The organism is Salinadaptatus halalkaliphilus (genome assembly GCF_006543045.1).
Taxonomy (GTDB): domain Archaea; phylum Halobacteriota; class Halobacteria; order Halobacteriales; family Natrialbaceae; genus Salinadaptatus; species Salinadaptatus halalkaliphilus.
The window spans coordinates 54,995-68,394 of sequence record NZ_RBZW01000058.1; the positions used below are offsets into that span (position 1 = coordinate 54,995).

At 63.6% G+C, this 13,400-nt stretch carries 14 protein-coding genes and 2 pseudogenes; 11 read left to right on the forward strand and 5 right to left on the reverse strand.

The window, feature by feature from the left end; translation table 11 throughout:
* Positions 1–31: 31 nt before the first annotated feature.
* From D8Y22_RS16735 to D8Y22_RS16765, 7 genes and pseudogenes are all read left to right on the forward strand, one after another.
* Positions 32–229: a hypothetical protein gene (locus tag D8Y22_RS16735; protein ID WP_141465834.1), complete on the forward strand. Its 198-nt coding sequence runs from the start codon at positions 32–34 to the stop codon at positions 227–229.
* Positions 230–397: 168 nt separating this feature from the next.
* A pseudogene (locus D8Y22_RS16740) lies at positions 398–742 on the forward strand (YhjD/YihY/BrkB family envelope integrity protein); the annotation flags it as partial.
* A gap of 79 nt (positions 743–821) precedes the next feature.
* On the forward strand, positions 822–3,713 hold the full coding sequence (locus D8Y22_RS16745) for a bacterio-opsin activator domain-containing protein (RefSeq protein WP_141465836.1): 2,892 nt from the start codon (positions 822–824) through the stop codon (positions 3,711–3,713).
* Between the two features lie 127 nt (positions 3,714–3,840).
* Complete coding sequence (locus D8Y22_RS16750; protein WP_141465837.1) at positions 3,841–3,981, forward strand: rubrerythrin-like domain-containing protein; 141 nt, start codon at positions 3,841–3,843, stop codon at positions 3,979–3,981.
* A gap of 2 nt (positions 3,982–3,983) precedes the next feature.
* Positions 3,984–5,291: a glutamate dehydrogenase GdhB gene (gene gdhB / locus D8Y22_RS16755; protein WP_141465838.1), complete on the forward strand. Its 1,308-nt coding sequence runs from the start codon at positions 3,984–3,986 to the stop codon at positions 5,289–5,291.
* Positions 5,292–5,432: 141 nt separating this feature from the next.
* Entirely contained in the window at positions 5,433–5,756 is a 324-nt protein-coding gene (locus D8Y22_RS16760; RefSeq protein WP_246084492.1) for a DUF192 domain-containing protein, read from the forward strand.
* Between the two features lie 174 nt (positions 5,757–5,930).
* Entirely contained in the window at positions 5,931–7,463 is a 1,533-nt protein-coding gene (locus tag D8Y22_RS16765; protein WP_141465839.1) for a (R)-citramalate synthase, read from the forward strand.
* A gap of 114 nt (positions 7,464–7,577) precedes the next feature.
* Here D8Y22_RS16765 and D8Y22_RS16770 read toward each other — a convergent pair.
* Positions 7,578–8,081: pseudogene (locus D8Y22_RS16770) on the reverse strand (YhjD/YihY/BrkB family envelope integrity protein); the annotation flags it as partial.
* 70 nt (positions 8,082–8,151) lie between these two features.
* Positions 8,152–8,358: a DUF2196 domain-containing protein gene (locus D8Y22_RS16775; protein WP_141465841.1), complete on the reverse strand. Its 207-nt coding sequence runs from the start codon at positions 8,356–8,358 to the stop codon at positions 8,152–8,154.
* 176 nt (positions 8,359–8,534) lie between these two features.
* On the opposite strand from D8Y22_RS16775, the gene D8Y22_RS16780 reads away from it, so the two are divergent.
* Together D8Y22_RS16780 and glmS are read left to right on the forward strand one after the other, a co-directional pair.
* Entirely contained in the window at positions 8,535–9,245 is a 711-nt protein-coding gene (locus D8Y22_RS16780; protein ID WP_141465842.1) for a phosphoribosyltransferase family protein, read from the forward strand.
* 229 nt (positions 9,246–9,474) lie between these two features.
* A complete protein-coding gene (glmS, locus tag D8Y22_RS16785; protein WP_141465843.1) occupies positions 9,475–9,924 on the forward strand; it encodes a methylaspartate mutase subunit S in 450 nt (149 codons plus the stop codon).
* Positions 9,925–10,036: 112 nt separating this feature from the next.
* Here glmS and mce read toward each other — a convergent pair whose 3' ends face one another.
* Positions 10,037–10,420: a methylmalonyl-CoA epimerase gene (gene mce / locus D8Y22_RS16790; RefSeq protein WP_141465844.1), complete on the reverse strand. Its 384-nt coding sequence runs from the start codon at positions 10,418–10,420 to the stop codon at positions 10,037–10,039.
* Positions 10,421–10,541: 121 nt separating this feature from the next.
* Between mce and D8Y22_RS16795 the strand changes: the two genes are divergently transcribed.
* Positions 10,542–10,856, forward strand: coding sequence for a YbjQ family protein (locus D8Y22_RS16795; RefSeq protein WP_141465845.1), 315 nt, complete (start codon positions 10,542–10,544; stop codon positions 10,854–10,856).
* Between the two features lie 11 nt (positions 10,857–10,867).
* Here D8Y22_RS16795 and D8Y22_RS22485 read toward each other — a convergent pair whose 3' ends face one another.
* Complete coding sequence (locus D8Y22_RS22485) at positions 10,868–11,038, reverse strand: hypothetical protein (RefSeq protein WP_174811893.1); 171 nt, start codon at positions 11,036–11,038, stop codon at positions 10,868–10,870.
* Between the two features lie 63 nt (positions 11,039–11,101).
* On the opposite strand from D8Y22_RS22485, the gene D8Y22_RS16800 reads away from it, so the two are divergent.
* Entirely contained in the window at positions 11,102–11,608 is a 507-nt protein-coding gene (locus D8Y22_RS16800; protein WP_174811894.1) for a GNAT family N-acetyltransferase, read from the forward strand.
* Positions 11,609–11,626: 18 nt separating this feature from the next.
* Here D8Y22_RS16800 and D8Y22_RS16805 read toward each other — a convergent pair whose 3' ends face one another.
* Positions 11,627–13,309: an acyl-CoA mutase large subunit family protein gene (locus D8Y22_RS16805; RefSeq protein ID WP_141465847.1), complete on the reverse strand. Its 1,683-nt coding sequence runs from the start codon at positions 13,307–13,309 to the stop codon at positions 11,627–11,629.
* Positions 13,310–13,400: the final 91 nt, after the last annotated feature.

The window sequence follows — 13,400 nt, forward strand, 5'->3', positions numbered from 1 at the left end:
CGCTCTTGTCGGTGGCGCCGAAAGGCGGCGTATGGATCGTCGTCAACGAGTCGTTGTGGGACTGCTCTGGGTCGGGGTCGCCGCCTTAATGTCGGTGACGCTCGATCTACGTGCCCTGCCGTCGCTGAGTGCACTCGCCAGCCTGTTCGTCGTTCTGGTCGCGCTGTTTCTGGCCGTCGTCTACCTGTTCGATCCGTGGGGCGTGCTCGAGCGCCAGCCGTTTCACTGACCGGGCGCGGTGGGGGATCGAGGAGTTGCGAACGGATCGACAGCAACGGCGGGAGTTTATACTGTCGGACAGAAGTCAGTGAAACGTCGGTCGCGAATTCGCGGCCGTCCTTACGGTGACGGCCGCAGTACTGCGACCGATCGTTGAATAGTTCTGTCCAACAGTATCAGTGCTGCCGTGCTCGCCGTGTTGCTGATCGGCGTCTTCGCTCCGATGTACTACCTCTTTCCCGAACCCACTGTCTCGGTCGGCGAGATCCTCCCGGGGACGGTCTTCGCCGCGCTGTCCTGGACCGTTCTCGCCGTCGGCTTCCGGATCTACGTCGCGACCTCCGACAGCGTCGCGCTCTTTGGCATCGCCGGCGCCGTCCTCATCATCTTGACCTGGGTCTATCTCGGCGGGTTCTGTCTGTTGCTCGGTGCGGTGCTAAACGCCGTCCTCGCCGACCGCGTCGATCCCGAAACGGAGTGGATACCGATGGATCAGGTGTGGTCGACATCCGATCGCCAGTAACGACCTCCCGTCGATTCACCAGTGAGATTACTGCAAGCGACCGGTGGATTCTATCGTCACGACCCCGTAGGTCCGACGAATGGCTATCGGACGGACCGACACGGAGACGACAGTGCTGGTCGTCGAGCGCGAGGAACAGACGGCGATCGCGGCGGCAACAGCCCGTGCTCGAGATGCCGCCAGTATAGACACCGTACAGTCGGTCTCGAACGTCGAGACGGCACTCGAGACGCTCGACGAGCGGCCCGTCGACTGTCTCTGTACGGCGGCGACGCTCGCCGACGGGAGTGGATTCGATCTCCTCGAAGCGGTGACCGGTCCGGACCGACACTGTCCTGTCGTCTTCGTTCCCGAAGACGGGACCGAATCACTCGCCAGCGAGGCGGTCGCCGCGGGCGCCAGTGAGTACGTCTCCCGCGACCGGCCGGCGGGAGATCTGGCCGATGCGATCGAGCGAGCGATCGCCACCGGGCGACGACGGCGCGACCGAACCGAGCGCGCACGGCAGTTCGGCGCCGTGTTCGACGACGCCGAGAGCTACGCCTGGGTACTCGAGCCCGACGGGAGCGTGCGTCGAGCGAACGACGTTGCGCTGACGGCGATCGACGCGACGGCGGGAGATGTCCGCGGCCGACCGTTCGTCGATCTCCCGTGGTGGGACGGTATCGAGGCCGATGGACCGCTTCGCACAGCCCTCGAGAGGGCAGCCGGTGGGAACGTGGCCCGCAGCGAGGTCACCGCAGACTGCGATCACCGGTCGGATACTCCTCGGACGCTCGAGGTGACAGTTCGCCCGGTTCGCGACGACGCCGGGACGATCGTCTCGCTACTCGCGCGGGCGACCGACATCACGGATCGCGCCGAACTCGAGGCGGAGTTGCGCGCCTCCGAGGAACTCCATCGGGTGACGCTGAACAACATGACCGATACGGTTCTCATTACGGACGACGAGGGGGCATTCACTTACGTCTGTCCGAACGTCCACTTCATCTTCGGGTACGACGACGAGGAAATCTACGAGATGGGATCGATCGACGACCTGCTCGGTCCCGACCTCTTCGACCGCGAGGAACTCGCGGCGGACGGCGTCCTGACGAACATCGAGTGTACGGCGACCGACAAGGCGGGTCGCGAGCACACGTTGCTCGTCAACGTCCGCGAGGTGTCGATTCAGGACGGGACGATCCTCTACAGCTGTCGTGACGTGACGATGCGAAAGCGCCGGGACGACGCGCTGACGGCGTTGCACCGAACGGCTCGCGAACTGCTGTACGCGGAGACCGACCGCGAGATCGCAACCGTCGTGACCGACGATGCGGCCGACATTCTCGACTGCGACGCAAGCGGCGTCTACCTCTTCGATACCGACGAAAACGTTCTGCGGCCGGCCGCACAGTCCGCCGGAATGAACGAGCTTCACGGCCCGCTGTCATCCCACCGGGCCGCCGACGCGACGCTTCCCGGCGATGTCTACCTCGAGGGCGAAAACCGATTTGTCACTGATCTTCGATCCACCGACGCGTTTTCGAACCCGACTAGCGATCTCCGAAGCGCCGCGTTCGTCCCGCTTGGCGATCACGGCGTCTTTCTCGCGGGATCGGACACCGTCGACGCGTTCGACGATGTCACCAAAGAAGTCACCGATCTGCTTGCGGCGACCGCCGAGGCGGCCCTCGACCGCGTCGAGCGCGAACGACGACTTCGCGAACGGGATCGAGAGCTCAAACGACAGAACAAGCGACTCACACGCCTCGATCAGGTCAACGAGATCATCCGCGAGATCGACCAGGCGCTGGTGCGAGCGGAAACCCGCGAGGAGATCGAGGCGGCGATCTGTGATCGGCTGACTGCCGACGATCGCTTTGATTTCGCGTGGATCGGCGCGGCCGATACCGGTTCTGACCTCCTCGAGTTGCGCGCCGTCAGCGGCACCGACGAGGGCCGAGAGTACTTAGACGCCGTCTCACTCGAGGGCGACGCAGCCGAACCCGCCGTCGAGACGGCACGAACGGGCGAAGTGACCGTGGTCGGGAACGTCGCCGACGGCCTGCACGACCAGCCCTGGCGGTCGGCAGCGCTCACGCGGGAGTACCAATCGGTCGTCAGCGTCCCACTGTCCTACGACGAATTCACCTACGGCGTACTCACCGTCTACGCCGACCGACCGGGTGCCTTCGACGAGGTGAGCCAGACTGTGCTGGCCGAGCTCGGAGAGACGGTCGCCTCGGCTATCGCGGCCGTCGAACGCAAGCGAGCGCTCCTCTCGAGCGTGAGCACGCGCCTCGAGTTTACGGTCGCGGACGAGCAGTTCGTCTTCACACGGCTGGCGCGACGTGCGGACTGCACCGTCTCGTTCGACGGCGGCGTCCGCCAGCACGAGGACGGCGCGACGGTGTTCGTTACCGTCGAGGGCGCACCGCCCGAGTCGATCGTGCACGCGGCGGCCGACCTCCTCGCCGTCGAGGACGCACGCGTCATCGACGACGGTAGGAGTGGCGATGGGGGTGATGGGGGGGCCGATGGCGGGACCGTCCGTCTGCGCTTTGCACCGCCGTTTCTCGCGCTTCAACTCGCCGATCACGGGGTCCTGTTGCGCCGGGTCGAAGCAACACCGTCGGGGGCCGATGTCGTCGTCGACGTTCCGAGCGCCGTCGACGCCAGAGAGAGTGCCGACATCGTCTCGAACACGTTCGCAGACGTCGAGCTCCGGTCGAAACGCCGCGTCGAACGAACGACGGCCCGGGACCTGCGGTCGGCACTGCTCGACCGGCTCACCGATCGCCAACTCGAGGTCATCCAGTTAGCGTACTACAGCGGCTACTTCGAGACGCCGCGGGAGCGTTCTGGCGAGGAGATTGCGACGATGCTCGACATTTCCCCGGCTGCGTTCTACCGCCACAACCGAACCGTCCAGCGGAAGCTCTTTGCGATCCTGTTCGACGAGCTCGGACTTCCGGCAAGTGCTGCCTGACCCGTTCAATAGTGAACCTCCAGCTCATTTCGAGGCTAGTTATCTGACGAACACCTATATCCTAATATCCCTATTATATCTGGATACGACGACCGCCGCGACGGGACTCGTCGTACCTACTCATACCATGAAAGACATCAAACTGGACCCCGAGGAAGAATCGCTGTACGAGTGCTTCAGTTGTGGCACTGTCGTTCGCGCACCGACATCAGGGACGTGCCCGGATTGTGGCGCAGACATGCGGAATCGTCAGATGCCCATCGAATAGCGATGGCCTCCAACGAGCGTTCTTCGGTCGCCGCCACCGAAGAGCCATCCGACTCCGAACCGGAAACCGCCCTCGAGACGGCCCGGAGACAACTGGCCCGCGCGGCCTCAAGTCTCGAGATCGACGACGCCGTTCGGGAGCGGCTGGAGCATCCGACTGCAGTCCACGAGGTGACGATCCCGCTCGAGCGCGACGACGGCAGCGTCGACGTGTTTACGGGCTATCGCGCCCACCACGATAGCGTTCGCGGCCCCCACAAGGGCGGGCTCCGATATCACCCCGGTGTGACACGGGACGAATGCGTCGGACTCGCGATGTGGATGACCTGGAAGTGTGCCGTCATGGATCTGCCCTTCGGCGGCGCGAAAGGGGGTATCGTCGTCGATCCGAAGTCATTGAGCCGCGACGAAAAGGAACGTCTCACCCGCCGATTCACCCAGGAGGTCCGCGCCGTCATCGGCCCGACGAAAGACATTCCCGCACCCGATATGGGCACCGATCCGGCGACGATGGGCTGGATTATGGACGCCTACAGCATGCAAGAGGGTGAAACGGTCCCGGGCGTCGTCACCGGAAAGCCACCCATCGTCGGCGGTTCGAAAGGCCGCGAGGAGGCCCCGGGTCGCAGCGTCGCTATCGTCACCCGCGAAACCTGTAAGTACTACGACTACCCACTCGAGGAGACGACCGTCGCCGTCCAGGGCTTCGGTAGCGTCGGTGCCAGCGCCGCCCGCCTACTGGATGCATGGGGTGGGACAGTCGTAGCCGTCAGCGACGTCAACGGCGGGATCTACGATCCCGATGGAATCGACGTGGCTGCGATTCCGTCTCACGACGAAGAACCCGAAGCGGTCACGAGCTACGCCGAGAAAACCGACGTTACCCGTCTGTCGAACGAGGAACTGCTCACACTCGACGTCGATGTCCTCGCACCCTCGGCGGTCGGCAACGTCCTCACCACGGACAACGCCGACGACATCCAGGCCGACATCGTCGTCGAGGGTGCAAACGGACCGACGACCTTCGCCGCTGACGCAATTTTGGAGGAGCGCGGCATCCACGTGATCCCGGATATCCTCGCCAACGCCGGCGGCGTCACCGTCAGCTACTTCGAGTGGCTCCAGGACATCAACCGACGCGCCTGGCCACTCGAGCGAGTCAACACCGAACTCGAAGAGGAGATGATCGCCGCCTGGGACGCCCTCCGCGAGGAGGTCGAAGCCCGCGACGTGACCTGGCGAAATGCAGCCTACGTCGTCGCCCTCTCTCGAATCGCCGAGGCACACGAGGTCCGCGGACTCTGGCCCTGATACGGACTGCTGTATGTGAGAATCTTTTTGCGCGCCCCCGACCGACTCGAGTGCGTGCGACTCCTGCAGTATCCGGGCGACGCCACCGGATCCGATGGGTCGGCCGACGAGGGTTCGGAACGGACCGCCAGCGACGGGACCGTGCTGGCGACGGACGTCGACGTCGCGGACTCGTTCGTCAGTCAGACCCGCGGCCTCATGGGAAAACGGAGGCTGCCCGACTCCTACGCGCTCGTGTTCCGGTTCGATACGACGAAAACCCGCGACGTACACATGCTGTTCGTCTTCGTCTCGCTCGACGTTCTCTGGATTGCAGACGGGGTTGTCACGCGCGTCGAGCGACTCCGGCCCTGGCGCGGATTCGCCCGCGAGGAGGCAGATTGCATCGTCGAACTCCCCGCAGGCACCGCCGACGGCGTCGAACCTGGCGATCGAATCGTCCTCGAGGACGAGACAACGGCCTAACGTTGCTATGGAGTCCGCATCGTGCCGGACCGGCGGATTTAAGTCAGGGTGGTACAATAGCTTGAGATACAATGGCACGAGATTCCGTCTCGACGCCGGACGAGGATAGAGGAAGTCGGGGCAACCCGGCTGGATGCGAAATTCAGCGACGAACGTAGTCGCAGTTCATTACTCTTGCCTGTACACAACTCCGCCGCACAGACGATTCCATCGGATCGTACCGTCCGCCTTCTCGACACCACGCTTCGCGACGGCGAACAAGCCCCCGGAGTCTCGCTTTCCCCCGACGAAAAGGTCGAGATCGCCCGCGGACTCGAGCGCGCCGGCGTCGCCGTCATCGAGGCCGGCAGTGCCTGTACCGGTGCGGGCGAACGCCAGGCCATCTCGCGAGTCACCGACCTCGACCTCGACGCCCGCGTCACGAGTTTCTGCCGAGGTATGAAAGGCGATGTTGACCTCGCACTCGAGTGTGGCGTCGACGGCGTCCACATCGTCGTTCCATCGAGCGACCGTCACGTCGAGGAGAAAGTCGGCACCTCGCGAGGGGATAACCTCGAGACGACCGCCGACCTCGTCGAGTACGCCACCGATCACGACCTCTGGGTCGAGGTTATCGGCGAGGACGGCTCCCGAGCCGACCTCGACTATCTCGAGCGACTGGCCGCAACGTCGCTCGAGGCGGGCGCCGACCGGTTCTGTTTCGCCGACACCGTCGGTCACACGGGCCCGGAACATACTCGCGAGGCCGTCTCCCGACTCGCCGAACTCGGTCCCGTCAGCGCTCACACGCACGACGACCTCGGGCTCGGCGTTACGAACGCACTCGCGGCCGTCGCCGCCGGCGCAGACATGGTCCACTGCACCGTCAACGGCCTCGGCGAGCGCGCCGGCAACGTCGCTCTCGAGGAGGTCGCAATCTCGCTGTCGCACGTCTACGACGTCGAGACGCTCGAACTCGAGGAGTTGTACGATCTCGCCCAGATCGTCTCGCGGGCGACGGGTGTCCAACTCGCGCCGAACAAGGCCGTCATCGGCGAGAATGCCTTCACCCACGAGAGCGGAATCCACACCGACGGCACGCTCAAAGACGACAAGATGTACGAACCCTACGCGCCCGAAACCGTCGGGCGCGAACGCCGGCTCGCACTTGGTAAACACACCGGTCGCGCGGGCGTCGCCGCGACGCTCGAGGAACACGGCGTCGAGGCCAGCGAGGACGAGGTTGCCGAAATCGCCACCCGCGTCACGGAACTGGGCGATCGCGGTCGGCGCGTGACCGACGCCGATCTGCTCGCGATCGCCGAGGACGTCGCCGGCGACGACCGCGAACGGGTCGTCGAACTGCGCGATCTCAACGCGACCAGCGGCGGCGCCGTCCCCACCGCGAGCGTCCGCCTCAAGGTCGACGGCGAGGAACGCGTCGCCAGCGGCACCGGCTCCGGCCCGGTCGACGCCGCCGTCTCCGCCGTGCGCCAGGCGCTCGGCTCGATGGCCGACGCCGAACTCGAGTCCTACCACGTCGACGCCGTCACCGGCGGTACCGACGCCGTCGTGACGGTCGAGGTGACGATGGTCCGGGACGACCGGTCGGTGACCGTCGCCAGAAGCGAGGCCGATATCACCCACGCGAGCGTCGAGGCGATGGTCGACGCACTCGATCGCTTGCTCGCGACCGAATCCGAACCGCTCGCGCCGGCCGACGACTAATACTGTTGGACAGAACTATTCAACGATCGGTCGCAGTACTGCGGCCGTCACCGTAAGGACGGCCGCGAATTCGCGACCGACGTTTCACTGACTTCTGTCCGACAGTATGAGCACCGTCGCGACGACGCCGCCGACGATGACCGAGATGCTCACGCCGATGACCCCCACAAGCACGACGCCGACGACAACCGTCGCGGTCACGAGAAGACCCTCGAGAAGCGTCACCACCGTCACCGTCGTCGCCGTATCGACGTACGACTGCTGTTTTCGACCACCGTAGACGTCGGTGAAAGCGCTGTTGACCGCCTGAAACAGCCGCACGGCACTCCAGGCGAAGATCACGACGGCGAGTATCGCTGCCCCCGTGCGGTCGACGCCGGTTGCACCCTCGAGTCCGCCGTCGGTCAGCGTTCCCTCGAGCCCGGCCGCACTCTCGATCGCCGACAGGAGCGGCTCGAGTGCGTCGGCGAGTGTGACGGCGACCAACGCGAGGATTGCTAGCGGAACGAGCGTGTTGAACCCGTGGTAGGCCAGCCCCGCGGATTTGACGCTGATCTGTCGCTCACGGGCGACGGCGGCGACATCGCGAACGAACGCGAGCAGCCTCGAATCGATCATGCCGGGGTGACGACAGACTGTCGGATAGCGCTTGGGCCGGCAACTGGCCGTTTCGACTCGTCGAGACGGCCTACTCGTCGTGGACGATGCGTTGGACGTGTCCGACGACGCCGTTTTTCAGCACTACTTCGGGGCCGTCGGGACTGTCCTCGTAGATCGTCCCGACCTCGCCGACGATCGGTTCGCGCTCGGTCGATTGGACGTCCTGATCGCCCTGGACGACCTCGACGGTGATCCCCTGTCGGAGTTCCTCGGCAGTCGGCCGTTCGTTCGACATACCTCGCAGTGAAACAGACGGCGAAAAACGTCGTGCCTGCATTCGAGGGCAGCGCTGGCCGTTGGACGGTGGCTCGACCGCGCGACTCGAGACCACGACAAGCAGTCACGAACGTGGTGATTCCAGGTCTTGTCGACGATCGAAATACCCATAGTTACGGAACAGTGGGTATCGGTATGAACCGCGCGGAGAAAGCCGCCCTCCAGTTACGTGCCGTCGACGTGTTGCAGATGTTGAAAGAAACCCGAACGTACGACGAACTCGCCGACGAGACCGGCCTCCCCGCTGGCGATCTCAACCGCTACGTCAACGGACACGTCCTGCCGGGAACCGATCGCGCACGCGAGGTCGTCGAAGATCTCGGGAAGACCGCCCTCGCGGCCGAACTCGAGGCGCGGCTTCGCGTCGACGACGAGGGATACGTCGACAACACCGACACCGTCTTCGACCAGCCGTTGCTCGATCTTGCCGCACCCGTGGTCGCAAACAGCTTCGCATTCGATCGTCCGGATGTCGTCCTCACCGCGGCGACCGACGGTATCACGCTCGCAGCGGCACTGGCGAGTTACTACGGCATTCCCTGTGCCTACGCGAAAAAACGCAAGGAAACCGCCGTCGAGGAGTTCATCGAGGCGCGCGAACGCCTCGAGTCCGGCATTCAACTCACCTACTACCTGCCCGCGTCGGCGATCGATCCTGGATCGTCGGTGCTGGTCGTCGACGATCTGATTCGCTCGGGCGAAACCCAGGAACTGCTGCTCGATATCGTCGAGGCCGCGGACGCCGACGTCGCCGGCGTGTTTACGCTCATCGCGGCCGGCGACGACGGGATTCGACGCGCCCGAGAGCGAACCGACGCCCCGGTCGACGCGCTGGTCTCGGTCTGATCGCGGTCGATCACGTTCCGCCGTCGATATCCAATCCTCGTTTGGCGATTTTCTCGAACGGTTGTTGTCATCGAGTTCACGAAGGTGATCGAATTACCGTGTAGGTGGTGTTCGAGTTCCAGATCGATCGTATTCACACCGCTGCAGTCCGGCGAAAATCGTGTGAGTGACTAACGTATTATTAATCATTAGGTTTATGGTGATCCTCCCTGTTTGTGGTGGTACGGACATGACGAAGACAGTCATCCTCGGCGTGATCGGTTCCGACGCCCACGTCGTCGGGATCACCATCCTTGAACAGGCGTTTGAGGCAGCCGGATTCGACGTCGTCAACCTGGGCGTCCAGACCTCCCAGGAGCAGTTCGTCGACGCGGCCACCGAACACGACGCCGAGGCTGTACTCGTCTCTTCGCTCTACGGACACGCCAAACAGGACTGCGAGGGCTTTCACGAGCAGTTTGCAGACGCCGACCTCGAGGACGTGACCACCTACATCGGCGGCAACCTCGCCGTCGGGCAGGACGACTTCGAGGAAACCCGACAATTCTTCCGCGAACTCGGCTTCGATCGGGTCTTTGACTCCGAGACCGATCCGGAAGAAGCGATCGAAGCACTCCGGGCCGATCTGGATATGCGCTCCTCGGAAGCCGAACAGGAAGGCCAGACGATCCGAGCCTGACGACGGCTCGAGCGGTTCTATTTTGCCCGTCACTGGCCGAGAAGACGAGTTTCGGTATCCATCCGCTCAGCGAGCCGTGTCGGCCCAGCGAACTGACGTACAGTAAACCGTATCAGTGCTCGACGAGTTCGATCAAAATTCCGCCGGTGTCTTTCGGATGCAAAAACGCCACTGAGTGGCCCCAGGCGCCGGGCCGTGGCTCCTCGTCGATGAGCGCCACGTCGTGGTCGCGGACGGTCTCGAGTGCGCCCTCGATGTCGTCGGTCGAAAGCGCCAGATGGTGGATGCCCGCGCCGTTGTCCTCGAGATAGCTGGCGATGGTGCCATCCTCGAGTGGCTCGAGCAGTTCGAAGTAGCCGTCGCCGACCTCGAGAAAGACGACGCGCATCCCGTCGAATGCCTCCTCGTGGACGGTCTCGAGACCGAACAGGGCCTCGTACAGCGTGGCGAGTTCGCGTGCGTCCTCTGTTGCGATCCCTGCGTGGTCGAAGTGCATGATCGTTCGTTGTCGACCGACCGTCAAATAGCGTTGGGATCTTTTGGTGGTGGGTTTCACGCCGCCGACGCTCGAAATGTAGTCAGAAAACTTATGAGATGGCCGACACAATCTCGAGTCGATGTATATCGCCAACACTGAAACGGTCCCCGATGGAGAAATCGTCGAAGTACTGGGTATCGCCCGAGGCAACACGGTCGAAGCGAAAAACGTCGGCAAGGACATCACACAGGGTATTCGCAACGTCTTCGGCGGCGAACTCAAGGGCTACTCCGACCTCCTGACGAAAGCCCGCGACGAAGCGATCACCCGAATGGAAGCCGACGCCGAGGAGATGGGTGCCGACGCCGTCGTCAACGTCCGCCTCGAGACCTCCCAGATTACCGACGGCGGTTCGGAAGTGATGGCCTACGGGACGGCCGTTCGCCTCCGATAGCACGACATCGATCAGTCGCCCATCGCCGCCAACCCCTCCAGGACGAACCCCACGAGACCGACGACGAATCCGATCAGCATGATTGTCATCGCCGTGGCGCTACTCGAGGGGTCGATATAGGCTGAGAATCCGCCGAACAACACGGTGAGGATACCGAATCGCTGTAGCGATGGGCCAGTCACGACCCGTCATCTAGATTCGCGAACAGTAATACTGTTGGTATTGCCGTCCCTGGTGATCGTATCGTGATCACCGTCCGTACGGCAACCCTCGAGGATGCACCGGCTATCGCGCGAATCCACACCGTATCGCTTCACCACTACGGTGGCGCGTGCTACGAGGACGAACAGGTAGCCCGTCTCGCGCCGACGGATGTCGGTCCCGAGGAAATTCGCGAAAACCTATTCGGTCCGGACCGATACGTCGCCGTCGCCGATGTCGACGACGATATCGTCGGCTTCGGTGGCGTCCGTCGAAACACCGGTTCGTTGTTGGGTATTTTTGTCGATCCGTCCCACGGTGGTAACGGTATCGGGACGCGAGTTCTCGAGGGCGTCGAATCCCACGCCAGAGACCGTGGACTCGAGCGCCTCTCGGTATTTGCTGCGCTCAACGCAGTCGCGTTCTACGAGGCCTGTGGGTTCGAACGGGTTGGCGAGCGCGACGCGAACGGCGCCGACGGACCGTTCGGGACGTACGACGGTGGCGACCACGACTTGCCGGTGATGGAAATGCGAAAGCCCCTCGAGTGACACGTCTCGGCTTCGAACTTACACTGCGCTTCCGGGCTGATACTCGCCGAACTCGTCGCGCATGACGTTACAGATCTCGCCGACCGTCGCGTAGACTTTCACCGCGTCGATGATGTACGGCATCAGGTTTTCGTCGCCACGGGCGGCCTCGCGCAGCGCCTCGAGTTTCGCCTCGACCGCCTCGTCGTCGCGGTCGGCTCGCGTCGACTCGAGGCTGTCGATCTGGCGTTGCTGGTCTTCCTCGGTGATCTCCTGGACGTCCATCTCGGGGTCTTCGTCGACTTCGAACTCGTTGACGCCGACGATGATGCGCTCTTTCTCCTCGATTTCCTTCTGGCGGTCGAAGGAGGTGTCCTGGATCTGTCGCTGGACCCACTGCTGTTCGACGGCCTCGAGCATGCCGCCGCGTTCTTCGACTTCGTCTAAGATTTCGTAGGCCTCTTCCTCGACTTCGTCGGTGAGCGACTCGACATAGTAGCTGCCCGCCAGCGGATCGATCGTGTCGGCCGCGCCGGACTCGTGGGCGAGGATCTGCTGGGTTCGCAGGGCGGTGCGGACGGACTCTTCGGTCGGGAGCGCAAGTGCTTCGTCCTTGCCGTTGGTGTGGAGGCTCTGGGTACCCCCCAGTACCGCGGCCAGCGCCTGGTAGGCGACCCGGACGACGTTGTTCTCGATCTGTTGGGCTGTCAGCATCGAGCCCGCGGTCTGGGTGTGGAACTTGAGTTGTTTGGATTTGGGGTCGTCGGGGTCGAAGCGCTCGTCGATGATGTCGTGCCACATTCGGCGGGCCGCGCGGAACTTCGCGACCTCCTCGAAGATGTTGTTGTGGCCGTTGAAAAAGAAAGAGAGCTGTGGCGCGAACTCGTCGACATCGAGGCCGGCCTCGATCGCCGTCTCGACGTACTCGATGCCGTTGCCGAGCGTGAAAGCGAGTTCCTGTGCGGCCGTCGAGCCGGCTTCCCGGATGTGATACCCCGAGATCGAGATCGTGTTGAACTTCGGCGTCTCGGCGCCACAGAACTCGAAGATGTCCGTGATGATCCGCATCGAGGGTTCGGGCGGGTAGATGTAGGTGTTGCGCGCGATGTACTCCTTCAGGAGGTCGTTTTGAATCGTCCCCCGAAGCTCCTCGCGGTCGACGCCCTGCTGGTCGCCGACGGCGATGTACATCGCCAACAACACCGATGCCGGCGCGTTGATGGTCATCGAGGTCGAGACCTCGTCCAACGGAATGCCGTCGAAGACGGTCTCCATGTCCGCGAGCGAATCGATCGCGACGCCGGCTTTCCCGATCTCGCCCGCGGCCATGCTCGCGTCGGAATCGTAGCCCATCTGGGTCGGCAGATCAAAGGCCATCGAGAGCCCGGTCTGGCCCTGATCGAGCAGGTAGTGATAACGCTCGTTGGTATCTTCGGGCGTCGAGAACCCGGCGTACTGGCGCATCGTCCAGAGCCGCCCACGATATCCAGTCGAGTAGACGCCACGCGTGTACGGCGGCTCTCCTGGATTGCCGAGATCCGCCTGATACTCAAGGGTACCGACATCGTCCGGCGTGTAGAGCCGGTCGACTTCCTGTCCTCCTGTATCCGTCGTGAACGTCTCCTTGCGCTCGCCAAAGCGCTCGAGAACCGGTTGCACTTCCGACTCGTGCCACTCGTCCTTGCTGGCACGGATGTCCTCGAGTTCGTCGGGATCGAACATTATAGTTACCGACGGGCCGCCGGGGCTTGAAGTTTGATGAACGCGACAAGGTTGCCCACAGCCTCGAGCGAGAGCAAACCCGGCACTCGCC